This window comes from Pseudomonas costantinii (genome assembly GCF_001870435.1).
Lineage (GTDB): Bacteria > Pseudomonadota > Gammaproteobacteria > Pseudomonadales > Pseudomonadaceae > Aquipseudomonas > Aquipseudomonas costantinii.
Window position 1 is genome coordinate 144,321 of sequence record NZ_MDDR01000005.1, and the last position, 18,144, is coordinate 162,464.

The 18,144-nt window shown below is 59.3% G+C and carries 16 protein-coding genes; 8 read left to right on the forward strand and 8 right to left on the reverse strand.

The window, feature by feature from the left end; translation table 11 throughout:
- Window positions 1-41 precede the first annotated feature (41 nt).
- The gene (locus tag BFL40_RS02745; RefSeq protein WP_071482618.1) at window positions 42-2,492 is read right to left on the reverse strand and encodes a glycogen/starch/alpha-glucan phosphorylase; all 2,451 of its coding nucleotides are present in this window, start codon (window positions 2,490-2,492) and stop codon (window positions 42-44) included.
- Between the two features lie 239 nt (window positions 2,493-2,731).
- On the opposite strand from BFL40_RS02745, the gene BFL40_RS02750 reads away from it, so the two are divergent.
- The gene (locus tag BFL40_RS02750; RefSeq protein WP_071482617.1) at window positions 2,732-3,166 is read left to right on the forward strand and encodes a YkgJ family cysteine cluster protein; all 435 of its coding nucleotides are present in this window, start codon (window positions 2,732-2,734) and stop codon (window positions 3,164-3,166) included.
- Between the two features lie 178 nt (window positions 3,167-3,344).
- Here the strand turns inward: BFL40_RS02750 and typA are convergent, their stop codons facing one another.
- Window positions 3,345-5,165 (reverse strand): translational GTPase TypA, encoded by a 1,821-nt coding sequence (gene typA, locus BFL40_RS02755; RefSeq protein WP_003217997.1) that lies wholly within the window; start codon window positions 5,163-5,165, stop codon window positions 3,345-3,347.
- A gap of 139 nt (window positions 5,166-5,304) precedes the next feature.
- Window positions 5,305-6,759 carry a tRNA uracil 4-sulfurtransferase ThiI gene (gene thiI, locus BFL40_RS02760; protein WP_071482616.1) on the reverse strand — a complete coding sequence of 485 codons (1,455 nt, stop codon included), beginning with the start codon at window positions 6,757-6,759 and terminating at the stop codon, window positions 5,305-5,307.
- Between the two features lie 333 nt (window positions 6,760-7,092).
- Here thiI and glnA point away from each other — a divergent pair, with 333 nt between their 5' ends.
- The 4 genes from glnA (at window position 7,093) to ntrC (ending at window position 12,052) form a co-directional block, all read left to right on the forward strand.
- Entirely contained in the window at window positions 7,093-8,499 is a 1,407-nt protein-coding gene (glnA, locus tag BFL40_RS02765; protein ID WP_071482615.1) for a glutamate--ammonia ligase, read from the forward strand.
- 172 nt (window positions 8,500-8,671) lie between these two features.
- On the forward strand, window positions 8,672-9,208 hold the full coding sequence (locus tag BFL40_RS02770) for a chorismate mutase (RefSeq protein WP_071482614.1): 537 nt from the start codon (window positions 8,672-8,674) through the stop codon (window positions 9,206-9,208).
- Window positions 9,209-9,533: 325 nt separating this feature from the next.
- Window positions 9,534-10,619 carry a nitrogen regulation protein NR(II) gene (gene glnL, locus BFL40_RS02775; protein WP_024072896.1) on the forward strand — a complete coding sequence of 362 codons (1,086 nt, stop codon included), beginning with the start codon at window positions 9,534-9,536 and terminating at the stop codon, window positions 10,617-10,619.
- Window positions 10,616-12,052, forward strand: coding sequence for a nitrogen regulation protein NR(I) (ntrC, locus tag BFL40_RS02780; protein WP_071482613.1), 1,437 nt, complete (start codon window positions 10,616-10,618; stop codon window positions 12,050-12,052). The genes glnL and ntrC overlap by 4 nt, the downstream gene beginning before the upstream one ends.
- A 122-nt stretch (window positions 12,053-12,174) precedes the next feature.
- On the opposite strand, the gene BFL40_RS34000 is transcribed toward ntrC, so the two are convergent.
- Together BFL40_RS34000 and BFL40_RS02785 are read right to left on the reverse strand one after the other, a co-directional pair.
- Complete coding sequence (locus BFL40_RS34000; protein ID WP_176999959.1) at window positions 12,175-12,354, reverse strand: hypothetical protein; 180 nt, start codon at window positions 12,352-12,354, stop codon at window positions 12,175-12,177.
- Window positions 12,355-12,668: 314 nt separating this feature from the next.
- On the reverse strand, window positions 12,669-13,109 hold the full coding sequence (locus tag BFL40_RS02785; RefSeq protein WP_071482612.1) for a hypothetical protein: 441 nt from the start codon (window positions 13,107-13,109) through the stop codon (window positions 12,669-12,671).
- Here BFL40_RS02785 and BFL40_RS02790 point away from each other — a divergent pair.
- On the forward strand, window positions 13,108-13,563 hold the full coding sequence (locus tag BFL40_RS02790; RefSeq protein ID WP_003171120.1) for a tRNA (cytidine(34)-2'-O)-methyltransferase: 456 nt from the start codon (window positions 13,108-13,110) through the stop codon (window positions 13,561-13,563). The two genes, BFL40_RS02785 and BFL40_RS02790, sit on opposite strands and share 2 nt — an antisense overlap.
- A 145-nt stretch (window positions 13,564-13,708) precedes the next feature.
- Here BFL40_RS02790 and secB read toward each other — a convergent pair whose 3' ends face one another.
- Genes secB through BFL40_RS02805 form a run of 3 tightly spaced genes read right to left on the reverse strand, consistent with a single transcriptional unit; the run spans window position 13,709 to window position 14,900 of the window.
- On the reverse strand, window positions 13,709-14,188 hold the full coding sequence (gene secB, locus BFL40_RS02795; RefSeq protein ID WP_071482611.1) for a protein-export chaperone SecB: 480 nt from the start codon (window positions 14,186-14,188) through the stop codon (window positions 13,709-13,711).
- A gap of 42 nt (window positions 14,189-14,230) precedes the next feature.
- Window positions 14,231-14,485, reverse strand: coding sequence for a glutaredoxin 3 (gene grxC / locus BFL40_RS02800; RefSeq protein WP_010213876.1), 255 nt, complete (start codon window positions 14,483-14,485; stop codon window positions 14,231-14,233).
- 1 nt (window position 14,486) lies between these two features.
- Window positions 14,487-14,900 carry a rhodanese-like domain-containing protein gene (locus BFL40_RS02805; RefSeq protein WP_071482610.1) on the reverse strand — a complete coding sequence of 138 codons (414 nt, stop codon included), beginning with the start codon at window positions 14,898-14,900 and terminating at the stop codon, window positions 14,487-14,489.
- A gap of 150 nt (window positions 14,901-15,050) precedes the next feature.
- On the opposite strand from BFL40_RS02805, the gene gpmI reads away from it, so the two are divergent.
- Entirely contained in the window at window positions 15,051-16,577 is a 1,527-nt protein-coding gene (gene gpmI / locus BFL40_RS02810; RefSeq protein ID WP_071482609.1) for a 2,3-bisphosphoglycerate-independent phosphoglycerate mutase, read from the forward strand.
- A 252-nt stretch (window positions 16,578-16,829) separates the two neighbouring features.
- On the forward strand, window positions 16,830-18,125 hold the full coding sequence (locus tag BFL40_RS02815) for a murein hydrolase activator EnvC family protein (protein ID WP_071482608.1): 1,296 nt from the start codon (window positions 16,830-16,832) through the stop codon (window positions 18,123-18,125).
- Window positions 18,126-18,144 lie beyond the last annotated feature (19 nt).

Below are 18,144 nucleotides of genomic sequence, written 5' to 3' on the forward strand. Positions count from 1 at the left end.
TTCGCGAGCAAGCCTACTCCCACATTTTGGATCTGCGGTGTTTAGTCGAGGGCTTTCCAGATCTCGGTCGCGTACTCACGGATAGTCCGGTCGGACGAGAACCAACCCATGCGCGCCGTGTTGAGCACCGCCGACCGCCACCACGCCTTAGAGTCGTGCCAATGTTTTTCGACCGCGGCCTGGGCGTCCCAGTAGGAATCGAAGTCGGCACACACCAAGAAGCGGTCGTAATCAATCAACCCGTCGATCAACCCCACATAACGGCCCGGGTCATCCGGCGAGAACACCCCACCCCGAATTGCTTGCAGCACATCGTTGAGGCGATGGGACGCAGCAATATCCGGCCCGGCGTTGAATTCGCCGGCATGCTTGCGGGCTTCCACCTGCTGGGCGCTGAGGCCGAAGATAAACATGTGCTCGGCACCCACACGCTCGTGCATCTCCACGTTGGCGCCGTCCATGGTGCCGATGGTCAGCGCGCCGTTGAGGCCGAACTTCATATTGCTGGTGCCCGAGGCTTCAAAGCCGGCGGTGGAAATCTGCTCCGACAAATCCGCCGCTGGAATAATGCTTTCCGCCAGGCTGACGTTGTAGTTGGGCAAAAACACCACCTTGAGCAAACCGCGTACGGTCGGGTCGTTGTTGACGGTGCGGGCGATGTCGTTGGTCAGTTTGATGATCAGCTTGGCCTGGTGATAACTGGCCGCCGCCTTGCCGGAGAAAATCTTCACCCGAGGCACCCAGTCGGTGCCAGGCTCAGCACGGATCGCCTGGTACAGCGCCACGGTGTGCAGCAGGTTCAGCAGTTGGCGCTTGTACTCGTGGATACGCTTGACCTGCACATCGAACATCGCCGCCGGGTTGACCGAAATACCCAGGCGCTCATGGATGATGTCCGCCAGCGCACGTTTACTGTGCAGGCGCTGATCGGCGAAGGCTTTGCGGAACGCCTGTTTCTCGGCGAAGGTTTCCAACTCCGTCAGGCGGGTTTCCATGGTGTCGAGAATGTCCGGGCCCAGCGCTTCTACCAGCATCTCGGTGAGCTTGGGATTGGCCTGGTACAGCCAGCGGCGGAAGGTGATGCCGTTGGTTTTGTTGTTGATGCGCTGCGGGTACAGCTTGTGCAACTCGGAGAACACCGTGCTGCGCATCAGTTGGGTGTGCAAACCGGACACGCCGTTGACGCTATGGGAGCCGAGGAACGCCAGGTTACCCATGCGCACGCGGCGGCCGTTGTCTTCTTCGATCAGCGACACGGCACGCAATACGTCGAAGTCATGAATGCCCTTGGCGCGCAGCGAGTCGATGTGCTGAGCGTTGATCAGGTAGATGATCTGCATGTGCCGAGGCAGCATGCGTTCCATCAGGCCGACAGGCCAGGTTTCCAAGGCTTCGGGCAACAGGGTGTGGTTAGTGTAGGAAAGGGTTTCAACCGTGACATCCCACGCGGCTTCCCAAGGGATGTCGTGCAAGTCCACCAGTTGGCGCATCAACTCGGCCACGGCAATGGACGGGTGGGTATCGTTGAGCTGGATGGCGGCGTGCTCGCCCAGGCTCAGCACCGAACCGTGCATATTCTTGTGGCGGCGCAGCAGGTCTTGCAAGGAGGCTGCGACGAAGAAGTACTCCTGGCGCAGGCGCAATTCCTGCCCCGCTTCGGTGCTGTCGGCCGGGTAAAGCACCCGCGAGATGCTTTCGGCACGGGCCACTTCGGCTACGGCGCCCAAATGGTCACCGGCGTTGAAGCGCTCCAGGTGCAGGTCTTCCACCGCCCGTGCACGCCAAAGGCGCAGGGTGTTGACGCTAGCACCGCGCCAGCCGACCACCGGGGTGTCATAGGCGACGGCGCGCACGGTTTCACCGGGCGTCCACACCTGAATCATCTTGCCGGAGGCGTCCGCCAGGGTTTCGACGCTGCCGCCAAAGCCAATCGGGTAAATCACTTCGGCTCGCTCGAACTCCCATGGGTTGCCGAAATCCAGCCAGCGCTCGGTCTGCTCCTGTTGCCAGCCATCGACAATCGCCTGGCGAAATAAGCCGTGCTCATAACGGATGCCATAACCATGGCCGGCAATGCCCAAGGTCGACATGCTTTCCATAAAGCACGCGGCCAGGCGGCCCAAGCCACCATTGCCGAGCGCCGCGTCGGGCTCCAGCAGGCGGATGCGCTCCAGGTCGACGCCCAGCTCCACCAGCGCTTCGCGGGCGATCTCCAGCAAGCCGAGATTGCTCAGGCTGTCGTAGAGCAAACGGCCGATAAGGAATTCCAGGGAGAGGTAATAAACCCGCTTCTGACCTTTGCGGTAGATGTGCCGCGTATGGTTCATCCAGTGGTCGACCATCTGGTCGCGCGCGGCCAGGGCAATGGCTTCGAACCAGTCATGGTCGAAGGCGTGATCCGGGTCCTTGCCCACCGCGTAGGTGAGTTTGGTCAAGACGGCATCGCGAAATGCGGCTACCTCTGCTTCTCGTGCAAGCGGTTCCTGAGACATCGATGCGACCTCGGGCGAGATTGAAGGAGTTGCTAGAGCCTAGTCGGTCTGACAGACGGTAGACGCTCTGGTTCGGCAGTTTTTTAACTCATTCAGGGTTGCGTGGTTTTAATGCATTGGCCGTGCCTGCTTTTCACTCACGCGCACCTTTTGGCTGAAACCCAGAAAATATTGTTCAAAAAATCACCAATCCCGGTATGATCGCGCGCCCGGATACAGCCCCACCTTTTGGAACCCTGATGAAGCCTCAACTGATCGCCGCCGCGGAACTCGACCGACTTGAAACGTGGCAGAAATATTCCGCGCATATGTGCGGTGGCTGCGTGTCCAGCTGCTGCACGCTGCCGGTCGAAGTGAAGATCAAGGACCTGATCCGCATTGGCATCGTCGATGAGTTCGAGCTCGGCGACCCGCCGAAGAACATCGCCAAGCGTTTGCAGAAAGAAGGCATCGTCGAGCGCTTCAATTCCAAATCCGAAATTTTTACCCTGCAGCGCATGAGCAACAACGACTGCCTGTACCTGGATCGTAAGACCCGCTTCTGCACTATTTATGACAAGCGCCCGGATACCTGCCGCAACCACCCGAAAATCGGGCCGCGCCCAGGGTATTGCGCGTACAAGCCGAAGGAAGTGGTGCGCGAGACCAAGTTCAAGACCCTCGATAAGTTCTGATCCGATCGTTCCCACGCTCTGCGTGGGAATGCAGCCCTGGACGCTCTGCGTCCGCTCTTGAAAGCGGGACGCGGAGCGTCCCATGAGGCATTCCCACGCAGAGCGTGGGAACGATCAGGCATAAAAAAACGCCCCCGGCCTTTCGACCGGGGGCGTTTTTCATTCAGCCTGAGTTAACTCAGTTCTTGGCTTTCTTGGCAGCGCGGGTACGCTCGCCTTCGTCCAGGATCTTCTTACGCAGACGAATGGACTTCGGCGTCACTTCGCACAGCTCGTCGTCCTGGATGAATTCCAGAGCCTGTTCCAGGGTGAAGCGAACAGGTGGAACCAGGGCGATGGTTTCGTCTTTACCCGAAGCACGCATGTTGTCGAGCTTCTTGCCTTTGGTTGGGTTGACGCCCATGTCGTTGTCACGGCTGTTCAGACCAACGATCTGACCGTTGTAGATCTCTTGACCGTGTTCAACGAACAGCTTGCCACGCGCCTGCAGAGTTTCCAGGGAGTAGGTCAGTGCCTTACCGGTTTCTACCGATACCAGAACACCGTTCTGACGGCCGGACATGTCGCCGGACTTCATGGTGTCGTAGCGATCGAAGATCGAGGTCAGGATGCCAGCACCGTTGGTCAGGGTCAGGAACTGGTTACGGAAACCGATCAGACCACGAGCAGGGATGTTGTATTCCAGACGCACACGGCCTTTGCCATCCGGCACCATGTTGGTCAGGTCGCCTTTACGCAGACCCATCTCTTCCATCACCTTGCCCTGGGATTCTTCCGGGGTGTCGATGGTGACGTTTTCGAACGGTTCCTGCTTCACGCCGTCAACCTGACGGATGATCACTTCTGGACGACCAACGCCCATTTCGAAGCCTTCGCGACGCATGGTTTCGATCAGTACCGAGAGGTGCAGCTCACCACGGCCGGAAACTTTGAACTTGTCAGCCGAGTCGCCTTCTTCAACGCGCAGTGCAACGTTGTACAGCAGCTCTTTGTCCAGACGTTCCTTGATGTTACGGGAAGTCACGAACTTGCCTTCTTTACCGCAGAAAGGCGAGTCGTTTACCTGGAAGGTCATGGAAACGGTTGGCTCGTCAACGGTCAGAGGCTTCATCGCCTCGACGTTGTCCGGCTGGCACAGGGTGTCGGAGATGAACAACGAGTCCATACCGCTCACGCATACGATGTCGCCTGCGAAAGCTTCTTCAACGTCGATACGGTGCAGACCGTGGTGACCCATCAGCTTCAGGATACGACCGTTGCGTTTCTTGCCGTCGGCGCCGATGGCGACAACTGGAGTGTTCGGCTTGACGCTACCACGAGCGATACGGCCAACACCGATAACGCCCAGGAAGCTGTTGTAGTCCAGTGCCGAGATTTGCATCTGGAACGGGCCTTCACGGTCAACTTTCGGCGCAGGTACGTTGTCGACGATCGACTGGTACAGCGGGGTCATGTCTTCAGCCATGTCGGTGTGTTCCAGACCGGCAATGCCGTTCAGGGCCGAGGCGTAGACGACTTTGAAGTCCAGCTGTTCTTCGGTAGCACCCAGGTTGTCGAACAGGTCGAAGATCTGGTCCAGAACCCAGTCCGGACGCGCGCCTGGACGGTCAACCTTGTTGATGCACACGATCGGACGCAGGCCGGCTTCGAAAGCCTTCTTGGTCACGAAACGGGTTTGCGGCATAGGGCCGTCTTGGGCATCAACCAGCAGCAGAACGGAGTCAACCATCGACATTACACGTTCAACTTCGCCGCCGAAGTCGGCGTGGCCCGGGGTATCCACGATGTTGATGTGGTAGCCGTTCCAGTTGATAGCGGTGTTTTTAGCCAGGATGGTAATACCGCGCTCTTTTTCCTGGTCGTTGGAGTCCATCACGCGCTCGTCGTTGAGCTCGTTGCGCTCCAGGGTGCCGGATTGACGCAGGAGTTTGTCTACCAGGGTGGTTTTACCATGGTCAACGTGAGCAATGATGGCGATGTTACGTAGATTTTCGATCACTTGTGTATCTCGATCAGAGGATTCGGTGTGCTGACAGGTCGTGGCAGCGATTAACAGTAGAGTCAGGCCTTGCCGTTACAGCTTGACGGCAGAGTCGGGGGGCCGGTGACGCAGGCCACAGGCAAACAGCCCCGGGCTCTTAGCTCGGTCGATAAACGCGCACATTGGCATGCCCCTCACTGAGCAAATGGTGGGCATGCAGGCGACTCATCACGCCTTTGTCGCAATACAGCAGGTACTGACGGCTGTTATCCAGTTCCTTGAAACGCGCGTTCAGTGCGTAGAACGGCAGCGTTTGCACGTCGATGCCAGCGATTTCCAGCGGCTCATCTTCAGCAGCATCCGGGTGACGGATGTCGACGACGATCTGACCCGCCAGGGCTTCGCTGACTTCTTCGATTTTCACATCCTGGCCCAATTCGTCGATTACACGATCGATCGGCACCATTTTGGCGTTCTCGAGCGCACGCTCCAGAATCGCCATGTCGAACTGTTGTTCTTCGTACTCCACGCGGTTGCGCTTGGCGTGGGTCTTGGGGTTCACCGAGATGACCCCGCAATATTCAGGCATGTGCTTGGCAAAATCCGCCGTGCCGATTTCCTCGGCCAAGTCGATGATGTCCTGCTTGTGACTGGCGATCAGCGGGCGCAGCACCAGCTTTTCGGTCACACAGTCGATCAGCGACAGGTTCGGCAGCGTCTGGCTGGACACCTGGGAAATCGCTTCACCGGTCACCAGCGCGTCAATCTGCAACTGGTCGGCGATCCTGGACGCGGCGCGCAACATCATACGCTTCAATACCACGCCCATATGACTGTTATCGACTTTGCCGAGAATTTCGCCGAGCACTTCTTCAAACGGCACACTGACAAATAACACGCGCTGGGAGCTGCCGTACTTCTTCCAGATGAAGTGCGCGACTTCCATCACGCCCAATTCATGTGCGCGCCCGCCCAGATTAAAGAAGCAGAAGTGGCTCATCAGGCCGCGGCGCATGATCTGGTAAGCGGCAACCGTGGAATCGAAACCGCCGGACATCAGTACCAGGGTCTGTTCCAGGGCGCCCAAGGGGTAGCCGCCGATGCTGTTGTGCTGGCTGTGGATCACAAACAACCGTTGGTCGCGAATTTCCATGCGCACTTCAATTTGCGGCGCTTTCAGGGAAATTCCGGCGGCGCCGCACTCGCGACGCAGCTTGCTGCCGACGTATTTTTCGACATCCATGGAGCTGAAGGTGTGCTTGCCGGCACGCTTGCAACGCACCGAAAAAATCTTCCCCTCCAGCGCACTGCCGTAGTGCTGCTTGCACTTCTCGGTGATGTCGTCGAAGTCGCCCAGCGGGTACTCATCCACCTGCAGGAAATGCGCGATGCCCGGCATGCAGCTCAGGCGCTCGGTCATGTCCTTCAAGGCTTTGGCGTCGGTGATACGGGTTTCCAGCTCGAGGTTATCCCACACACCGTTCACCACCACAGCCGGGTCCAGATCGCGGAGCACGGCACGGATGTTCTTCGCCAATTGACGGATGAAACGCGTCCGTACCGGTCGGCTTTTGATGGTGATCTCGGGGAAGACTTTTACGATTAATTTCATGGAAACAGCGCGCGCCGGGCCTGCTGAAAAAGGGGGGCGCGGATTATAGCGGAAATCGCTCAAGGTTTAACCAGTTAATATGCATCGCACTCAATGCGCACCAAAACAGGTCATTTGCACAAAATGACGCTACATTGCAGTGCGTTATTTATTCCGTTTCAACGGATTGCACCTTTATAGGGGCCATTTTGAGGCAAAAAGGCCATGTTGGCGCACTGGCATGCAATTTGCTCTCTTGTGAGGCAGGTTGCCTTGGTCGAGTATTCGCGCCGGCATCACCCACATTCTAAGGGCTAACTCCACTACCCAGCCCGAAGCCACCCGGAGGACACCATGTCGAAGTCGGTTCAACTCATCAAAGATCATGACGTTAAATGGATTGATCTGCGCTTCACGGACACCAAAGGTACTCAGCACCACGTGACCATGCCGGCTCGTGATGCTCTGGATGACGCTTTCTTTGAAGAAGGCAAGATGTTCGACGGCTCCTCCATTGCCGGCTGGAAAGGCATCGAAGCTTCCGACATGATCCTGATGCCGGACGACAGCACTGCCGTTCTCGACCCTTTCACCGAAGACCCAACTCTGATCATCGTCTGCGACGTGATCGAACCTTCGACCATGCAAGGCTACGACCGTGACCCACGTGCGATCGCCAAGCGTGCCGAGGAATACCTGAAATCGACCGGTATCGGCGACACCGTATTCGTAGGCCCTGAGCCAGAATTCTTCATCTTTGATTCGGTCAAGTTCAAGTCCGACATCTCCGGCTCCATGTTCAAAATCTACTCCGAACAAGGTTCGTGGATGTCCGACCAGGACGTGGAAGGCGGCAACAAAGGCCACCGTCCAGGCGTCAAAGGTGGCTACTTCCCAGTTCCGCCATTCGACCACGACCACGAAATCCGTACCTCCATGTGCAACGCCATGGAAGAAATGGGCCTTGTCATCGAAGTTCACCACCACGAAGTGGCGACTGCCGGCCAGAACGAAATCGGTGTGAAGTTCAACACCCTGGTTGCCAAGGCTGACGAAGTTCAGACCCTGAAGTACTGCGTACACAACGTGGCTGATGCCTACGGCCGTACCGCTACCTTCATGCCTAAGCCTCTGTACGGCGATAACGGTTCGGGTATGCACGTTCACCTGTCCATCGCTAAAGATGGCAAGAACACCTTCGCCGGCGAAGGTTATGCCGGCCTGTCCGACACTGCCCTGTACTTCATCGGCGGTATCATCAAGCACGGTAAGGCCCTGAACGGCTTCACCAACCCAGCGACCAACTCCTACAAGCGTCTGGTCCCAGGTTTCGAAGCACCGGTAATGCTGGCCTACTCGGCCCGTAACCGTTCCGCCTCGATCCGTATTCCTTACGTGTCCAGCCCTCGCGCTCGCCGTATCGAAGCTCGCTTCCCGGACCCGGCAGCCAACCCGTACCTGGCCTTCGCAGCCCTGGTAATGGCTGGCCTGGACGGTATCCAGAACAAGATCCACCCTGGCGACGCCGCCGACAAAAACTTGTACGACCTGCCGCCTGAAGAGGCCAAAGAGATCCCACAAGTGTGCGGCAGCCTGAAAGAAGCCCTGGAAGAGCTGGACAAGGGCCGTGCGTTCCTGACCAAAGGCGGCGTATTCAGCGACGACTTCATCGATGCCTACATCGAGCTGAAAAGCGAAGAAGAAATCAAAGTACGCACCTTCGTACACCCACTGGAATACGAGCTGTACTACAGCTGCTGATCCGGTAGCGCCGCTTAACGTGGCGTGATGAAAAAAGACCTCCTTCGGGAGGTCTTTTTTTGTCCGGAGTTTTTAAAAAATGCTGCAGAAGGTTTGCCCGCGATTGCGCGGCATCAGGCACCTGTTGTATTGACTGACACACTGCCCACCGCCGCCCCACAGGAGATCACCTTTGAAGCTACGACTTGCATACGCTTTGTTGTTTGTCAGCGGCAGCGCACTCGCTGCACCGCCCACCCTGGAGCCCCTGCTCAACAGCATCGCCGAACGCCTGGCCATCGCCGACCAGGTGGCCCTGAGCAAATGGGACAGCCACAAGCCCGTAGAAGACAAGAAACGGGAACAGGAAGTGATTGCCAGCGTCGTCGCCCAGGCGCTCACTTACAAATTGGACCCCGCCGCTGCCGAGCAATTTTTTTCGGCGCAGATCGAGGCCAATAAACTGGTGCAATACACCCACCTTTCCGACTGGCAGTTCCAAGGCCAAGCGCCCGACGACCCGCGCCCGGATCTGGTAAAGCAAATTCGCCCGCAGCTGGACCAACTGCAAAAGCGTCTGCTCCAGCAACTGGCCGACTTCACCCCGCAGCGCACCGACCCGCAGTGCCCCCAGTGGCTGGCCGCAGCCGTTCATGAGCCGCTGAATGACCCGACGCGCCAGCTCGCGATGATCCGCGCCACTGCCGAGCTGTGCATCTACAAAGGTTAAAGACTGCAAACCCAATCAAAACTGTGGGAGCGGTCTTGCTCGCTCCCACATTTGGATTGCGGGCATTCAGATGCGCCCTCCACGCTTTCCTGAACAATCGTCACAAAACCGCACTATATTGGTGCGACAGCCTGCACTCTTCCCACCTTCCCAGCCCATTTTGGTTCGATTCTTCCCGAGCAAGCTGGCAGAACGCCACAGTTTCGCGCCTGAAACACCCATTTCAAGGCTTTCGCGCTTCTTTTCGGAGCCTTGGTTTGGTTTTTGCATTTTCCTTGTATCAGCGTGTGCCTCAAGCCCGCGCCTTGCTCCAAAAGAGGTCCTGATGACCATCAGCGATGCACTGCACCGTTTGTTACTCGACAACCTGACCACCGCGACCATCCTGCTCAATGACGATCTGCGTCTTGAGTATATGAACCCGGCGGCGGAGATGCTCCTGGCCATCAGCGGCCAGCGCAGCCATGGGCAGTTCATCAGCGAATTGTTCACCGAGTCGGCCGAAGCCTTGAGCTCGCTGCGCCAGGCAGTGGAGCAGGCACATCCGTTCACCAAGCGCGAGGCGATGCTCACGGCCCTCACCGGCCAGACCCTGACCGTCGACTACGCCGTGACCCCAATCCTGAGCAACGGCGCCACCCTGCTGCTGCTCGAAGTGCACCCCCGCGACCGCCTGCTGCGCATCACCAAAGAAGAAGCGCAATTGTCCAAACAGGAAACCAGCAAGATGCTGGTGCGCGGGCTGGCCCACGAGATCAAAAACCCGCTCGGCGGGATTCGCGGCGCCGCGCAATTGCTCGCTCGAGAGCTGCCGGACGAGCACCTCAAGGACTACACCAACGTCATCATTGAAGAAGCCGACCGCCTGCGCAACCTGGTGGACCGTATGCTCGGCTCCAACAAGCTGCCGTCGCTGGCGATGACCAATGTGCACGAGGTACTTGAGCGCGTCTGCCAGTTGGTCGAGGCCGAAAGCCAAGGCTGCATCACCTTGGTGCGCGACTACGACCCAAGCATTCCCGACGTGTTGATCGACCGCGAGCAAATGATCCAGGCCGTGCTCAACATCGTGCGCAACGCCATGCAGGCCATCAGCAGCCAGAACGAGCTGCGCCTGGGGCGCATCAGCCTGCGCACCCGCGCCTTGCGCCAGTTCACCATCGGCCACGTGCGCCATCGCCTGGTGACCAAGGTCGAGATCATCGACAACGGCCCAGGCATTCCTGCGGAACTCCAGGAAACCATTTTCTTTCCCATGGTCAGCGGCCGTCCGGACGGTACCGGGCTGGGCCTGGCCATTACCCAGAACATCATCAGCCAGCACCAGGGTCTGATCGAATGTGAGAGCCATCCTGGCCACACCACCTTCTCGATCTTTCTGCCTCTGGAACAAGGAGCCCCATCGACATGAGCCGTAGTGAAACTGTCTGGATCGTCGATGACGACCGTTCTATCCGCTGGGTCCTCGAGAAAGCCTTGCAACAGGAAGGCATGACCACCCAGAGCTTCGACAGCGCCGACGGGGTGATGAGCCGCCTGGCTCGCCAGCAGCCGGACGTGATCATTTCCGACATCCGCATGCCCGGCGCCAGTGGCCTGGACTTGCTGGCGCGGATTCGCGAACAGCACCCACGCCTGCCGGTGATCATCATGACCGCGCACTCCGACCTGGACAGCGCTGTCGCGTCCTATCAGGGCGGCGCGTTTGAATACCTGCCCAAGCCGTTCGATGTGGACGAGGCGGTAGCGCTGGTCAAGCGCGCCAACCAGCACGCCCAGGAACAGCAAAGCCAGGAAGCCCCGCCGACGCTGACCCGGACCCCGGAAATCATCGGCGAAGCCCCGGCGATGCAGGAAGTGTTTCGCGCCATCGGACGCTTGAGCCACTCCAACATCACCGTGCTGATCAACGGCGAGTCGGGTACCGGTAAAGAGCTGGTAGCCCACGCCCTGCACCGTCACAGCCCACGGGCGGCCTCGCCGTTTATCGCACTGAACATGGCGGCGATTCCGAAGGACTTGATGGAGTCCGAGCTATTCGGCCATGAGAAAGGCGCGTTCACCGGTGCAGCCAACCTGCGTCGCGGTCGTTTTGAACAGGCGGACGGCGGCACGCTGTTCCTCGATGAGATCGGCGACATGCCGGCCGACACCCAAACCCGCTTGCTGCGCGTATTGGCGGACGGTGAGTTCTACCGCGTCGGCGGGCACACGCCGGTCAAGGTCGACGTGCGCATCATCGCCGCGACCCACCAGAACCTGGAAACCCTGGTGCACGCGGGCAAATTCCGTGAGGATTTGTTCCACCGCCTCAATGTGATCCGCATCCACATTCCACGCATGTCGGACCGCCGCGAAGACATTCCGACCCTCGCCCGCCACTTCCTCAGCCGCGCCGCCCAAGAGCTGGCGGTTGAGCCGAAGCTGCTGAAAAGCGAGACAGAGGAATACCTGAAGAACCTGCCGTGGCCGGGTAACGTGCGCCAGCTGGAGAACACCTGCCGCTGGATCACCGTGATGGCGTCCGGGCGCGAAGTGCATATCAGCGACCTGCCGCCGGAGCTGTTGAGCCTGCCGCAGGATTCGGCGCCGGTCACCAACTGGGAACAAGCGTTGCGCCAATGGGCCGACCAGGCCCTGGCACGCGGCCAATCGAACCTGCTGGACAGCGCCGTGCCGGCCTTCGAGCGGATCATGATCGAGACCGCCTTGAAGCACACAGCCGGCCGCCGTCGCGACGCCGCCGTGCTGCTGGGCTGGGGCCGCAATACCCTGACTCGCAAAATCAAGGAGCTGGGTATGAAGGTCGATGGTGGGGATGATGATGAGGGGGATGAGGGCTGATCACCGCCCGTGATCGTTCCCACGCTCTGCGTGGGAATGCCGCCCTGGACGCTCTGCGTCCGCTTTTAGAGTCATGACGCGGAGCGTCACAGGATGCATTCCCACGCGGAGCGTGGGAACGATCAAACCCGATCTTCGTGCACCGCTTCAATGCACCACGAACCGGCATCGCGCACGGATGCAATGCTTAAAATCTCGGCCACGCTGAGAAAAATCTGAAAACCAAAAACACCAAAGCCCCGTATTCCGGGGCTTTGCGCTTTCTGGGAATTTTTTTCGGTACAAATTGCAAGTTCTGGCACGCGCCCTGCAATAACCCTTGTACAACCCAGTTTCGGGGACCTTGGTACAGGCAGGCCGAGAATCCCCTCTTTACACCCGGAGTGCTTGATGCGAACCGCGTCGCGCTCCACACCGCTTTGGGGAACCTCGGTACAGGCAGGCCGGGGACTCCCTCTTTAACACCGAAGCCTTTAAAGCTTCACCCCGTTTTGGGAGCCCTGGTACAGGCAGGCCGGGAACTCCCTTCTTTACACCCGGGGCTTATGCGGCACGCCGCCCATAGCCCCAGCCCGTTTTGGGAACCTTGGTACAGGCAGGCCGGGGATTCCCTCTTTTATTGCTCTTGGAGACGGATCTCCAGCCGCCAGCGGCCATCGACCTTCTCCCCTTTCCAGTCCCCGCGCAACGGCCGAGCCGCCACCAGGTTCAGCAGCAACCCGCCGTCGGTCTTGCGCACGCGCCAGTTCACATCCTTGTCATTGACCTTGAGTTGCCCGCTGGCAGCCTTGCCTTGCGCGTCGAACAGCAGCGCCACGGTGCCGTCGATATGCTCACCGTGCAGCTTGGGTTCGCTGTTGAACCACACCATCATCCCATCCGTCGCCGTCTCTACCTGTTGCAGCTCAACCGGGTCCGGGGTGGTCAGGCGGCCGATCATCAAGCCGATCATCAGGCCGACAATCGCCAATGAGCCCATAACCCTCGGCAATAGCTTCGGCCTTGGGTCCTCTTCGGGGGTAGAATGCAGCGCATCTTTGCCTTCGGAGCCGTGCATGTTTCACGTCATCCTTTTTCAACCAGAAATTCCGCCGAATACCGGCAACGTTATCAGGCTGTGCGCCAACAGTGGCTGCCACCTGCATTTGATCGAGCCTCTGGGCTTCGACATGGACGACAAGCGCCTGCGCCGCGCCGGGCTGGACTACCACGAGTACGCCACCCTCAAGCGCCACGCCGACCTGGCCAGCTGCCTGGAAAGCCTGGGCCACCCACGCCTGTTCGCGTTCACCACCAAGGGCTCGCGGCCGTTTCATGATGCCAGCTTCGCCGAAGGCGACGCCTTCCTGTTCGGCCCGGAAAGCCGTGGCCTGCCGGCCGAAGTGCTCGACGCCCTGCCCGACGGCCATCGCCTGCGCTTGCCGATGCGCGAGGGTTGCCGCAGCTTGAATTTGTCCAACACCGTCGCCGTTGCCGTCTACGAAGGCTGGCGCCAGCTAGGCTTTAAATAACACCCTCTCACTCTGTAGGAGCCGGCTTGCCGGCGATAGCGACCTCGAACATTACATCGATTTCAAGGGCCTCATCGCCGGCAAGCCGGCTCCTACAAGGGCATAAAAAAAGCGCCGGTTATGGCGCTTTTTTTACATCGTCGGCTTACTGAACGGTCGACGAACCTTCCTGTTGCATGCGCTGCAGCTCTTGAGCGTACAGGGCATCGAAGTTCACCGGAGCCAGCATCAGCGCAGGGAACGAGCCACGGGTGACCAGGCTGTCCAGAGTCTCACGGGCATACGGGAACAGGATGTTCGGGCAGAACGCGCCCAGGGTGTGGCTCATGGACGCTTCGTCCAGGCCCTGGATCAGGAAGATACCGGCCTGTTGCACTTCAGCGATAAAGGCCACTTCGTCGCCGTTCTTGACGGTAACCGACAGGGTCAGCACGACCTCGTGGAAGTCACCTTCCAGGGCTTTTTGGCGGGTGTTCAGGTCCAGCGCAACGCTTGGAGTCCATTCCTGGCGGAAGATAGCCGGGCTTTTCGGCGCTTCGAACGACAGGTCACGCACGTAGATCCGCTGCAGCGAAAACTGTGGGCCTTGAGCTTCTGCTGCTTCGGTGTTCTGTTGGTCAGTCATCGCAGATCCTTCTTGATCTTGGGGTCTTTTAGGGTTTAGGAGTCAGACGAGCAGCAGCGCATCGAGTTTACCGGCGCGCTCCAGGGCAAACAGGTCATCGCAGCCACCGATGTGCTTGGCGCCGATCCAGATCTGCGGCACGGACGTGCGTCCCGCCTTCTGGGCCATTTCGGCGCGCACTTGAGGTTTGCCGTCGACCTTGATCTCTTCGAAGGCAACACCCTTTTTCTCCAGCAAGGCCTTGGCCCGCATGCAGTAAGGGCACCAATCGCTGGAATACACGACAACCTGGCTCATATCACTTCACCAGCGGCAGGTTATCGGCCTTCCAACTGCCGATACCGCCGGACAGTTTGGCGGCGGTGAAACCGGCCTTGAGCATTTCGCGGGCGTGGGTGCCGGCGTGCTGGCCTTGGGCGTCGACCAGGATGATGGTCTTGGCTTTGTGTTTTTCCAGCTCGGCCAGGCGTGCGATCAGCTTGTCCTGTGGAATGTTCAGGGCACCGACGATATGGCCGGCGGCAAAATCCTTGACCGGGCGAATATCAACGACAACGGCCTCATCCTTGTTGACCAGCGCGGTCAGCTCCGACGTGCTCAGGCTGCGGCCACCACGGCTCATTTCATGAGCGATCAGCAGCGCCAGCAGGATGACGAAGGCACCCGCGAGCAGATAGTGGGCAGTGGCAAATGCAATCAGGTGATCAACCATCAAGGAGGTTCCAGGGCGTTAAAATGGCGGTAAGTATACACAGCCGCCGGGGGCGGCCAACCCCCGTAAAGCGGTGACGTGGTCGGAACTTCGCTTTAAACTGCCACTCCCTTTTCAATTGTCTTCCTTATTAGCGCCGCGAGAGGATCTATGACTACTACGCCTAAACCTTTGGTCCTGATAATTCTCGATGGCTTCGGACACAGTGAAAGCCACCACGACAACGCCGTGTACTCGGCCAACAAGCCTGTACTGGACCGCCTGACCGCCACCGTGCCTAACGGTTTGATCTCCGGCTCCGGCATGGACGTCGGCCTGCCGGACGGCCAGATGGGCAACTCGGAAGTCGGCCACATGAATCTTGGCGCCGGACGAGTGGTCTATCAGGACTTCACCCGTGTCACCAAATCGATCCGTGACGGCGAGTTCTTCGAGAATCCGACCATTTGCGCGGCGGTAGATAAAGCAGTCGCCGCCGGCAAGGCCGTGCACTTCATGGGCCTGCTGTCCGATGGTGGTGTACACAGCCACCAGGACCACCTGGTCGCCATGGCCGAACTGGCCTTCAAGCGCGGCGCCGACAAGATCTACCTGCACGCCTTCCTCGACGGCCGCGACACCCCACCGAAAAGCGCGCAATCGTCCATCGAACTGCTCGACGCCACCTTCGCAGCCCTGGGCAAAGGCCGCATCGCCAGCCTGGTAGGCCGCTACTTCGCCATGGACCGTGACAACCGCTGGGACCGTGTGTCCCAGGCTTACAACCTGATCGTCAACGGCCAGGCCGAATTCAACGCCGCCACCGCCCAGGAAGGCCTCGAAGCCGCCTACGCCCGTGGCGAGAGCGATGAATTCGTCAAAGCCACCACCCTCGGCGAGCCGGTGAAAGTGGAAGACGGCGACGCCGTGGTGTTCATGAACTTCCGCGCCGACCGTGCCCGCGAGTTGAGCCATGTGTTCGTTGATGCCGGCTTCAAGGACTTCGAACGCGCACGCCAGCCGAAGGTCGAGTTCGTGATGCTCACCCAATACGCCGCCAACATCCCGGCCCCGTCGGCTTTCGCCCCGGGCAGCCTGGAAAACGTGCTGGGCGACTACTTGGCAAAAAACGGCAAGACCCAGCTGCGCATCGCCGAAACCGAGAAATATGCCCACGTCACCTTCTTCTTCTCCGGCGGGCGTGAAGAACCGTTCCCAGGGGAAGAGCGCATCCTCATCCCGTCGCCAAAAGTCGCCACCTACGACCTGCAGCCGGAAATGAGCGCGCCGGAAGTGACCGACAAGATCGTCGACGCCATCGACAATCAGCGTTATGACGTGATCGTGGTCAACTACGCCAACGGCGACATGGTCGGCCATAGCGGCAATCTGGAAGCGGCAATCAAGGCCGTGGAATGCTTGGACCTGTGCGTCGGCCGCATCGTCGACGCCCTGGAAAAAGTCGGCGGCGAAGCGCTGATCACCGCTGACCACGGCAACTGCGAGCAGATGTCCGACGAATCCACCGGCCAAGCCCACACGGCCCACACCACCGAGCCGGTGCCGTTCATCTATGTCGGCAAGCGCGACCTGAAAGTGCGTAAAGGTGGCGTGCTGGCGGATGTGGCGCCGACCATGCTGAAACTGATGGGCCTGGAGAAGCCGGCCGAGATGACTGGCACTTCGATTCTGGTGTAACCGCTGATCGTTCCCACGCTCTGCGTGGGAATGCCGCCGGGGACGCTCTGCGTCCCACTTGCAATACCAAGCCCGAATTCTGCGCATTGGTGACGCAGAGCGTCACGCGATGCATTCCCACGCAGAGCGTGGGAACGATCAATATGCCCACCACTCGGCACCTATCTTGCTCCTCCGCCCGAATTGGGCGTTTTTTTTGCCGCGCTTGGCGGGCATACTAGGCCGTCCCTTTCCCTGGTGTCGCCCGCCTCTATGCTTCGCGCCTTGATTACCCTCGCTCTTGTCTGCCTGCTCCAACCGGCTTTTGCCGATGAGCGCGCGCAAACCCAACAACAGTTGGACGCTACGCGTCAGGACATTACCGAGCTGAAAAAACTGCTCGGCAAGCTCCAGGAAGAGAAATCCGGGGTGCAGAAAGACCTGCGCGGCACGGAAACCGAGATGGGCAAGCTGGAGAAGCAGGTCCAGGAGCTGCAAAAAGAATTAAAGAAGAGCGAGTCGGAACTGGAGCGACTCGACGCTGAGAAAAAAAAACTCCAGAGCGCCCGCGTTGAACAGCAACGCCTGATCGCAATTCAGGCTCGCGCCGCCTACCAGAGCGGCCGCCAGGAATACCTCAAGCTGCTGCTCAACCAGCAGAACCCGGAAAAATTCGCCCGCACCCTCACCTACTACGACTACCTGAGCAAGGCACGCCTGGCGCAACTAAAGGGTTTTAACGAAACCCTGCGGCAACTGGCCAATGTCGAGCAAGAAATTGCCGACCAGCAGTCACAGTTGCTCGACCAGAAAAGCAACCTTGACGCCCAGCGCGACCAGTTGGACACGGTGCGTAAGGACCGCCAGTTGGCCCTGGCCAAGCTCAATAACGACGTGAAAGCCCGTGACGCCAAACTCCAGGCCCGCGAGCAGGACCAGGCCGACCTGGGCAAAGTCCTCAAAACCATCGAAGAAACCCTGGCCCGCCAGGCACGTGAGGCCGAAGAAGCGCGGCAAAAAGCGCTGGTCGCCCAGCAGGAAGCCGAAAAAAAGCGCCAGCGTGAGGCCGAACTGGCAGCCACCACCGACGCCCCGGCGCCCCGTAAACCGGCGCATGCAGCCCCTGGCCCACTGGTTTCCAGCAGTGGCGAGTCGTTCGGCGGCCCTTTTGCTTCAGCTCGCGGCAAACTTCCATGGCCAGTTGATGGTCGACTGCTGGCACGCTTTGGTGAAACCCGTGGCGATGACACCCGCGCCAAGTGGGATGGGGTGATGATCAGCGCCGCCGCCGGCAGCCAGGTCCACGCCGTTCACGGCGGGCGTGTGGTGTTTGCTGATTGGCTGCGCGGTGCCGGTTTGTTGGTGATTCTTGACCACGGTAATGGCTATTTGAGCCTTTACGGCCACAATCAGACTTTACTCAAGTCGGCAGGTGATGTTGTAAAAGCCGGTGAATCCATCTCCACTGTCGGTAACAGTGGTGGCCAGGACACTCCGGCGCTGTACTTCGCTATTCGTCAGCAGGGTCGCCCGAGCGATCCCGCACAATGGTGCCGTTCCCAAGGATAGGGTCGCATCTACATTAGGA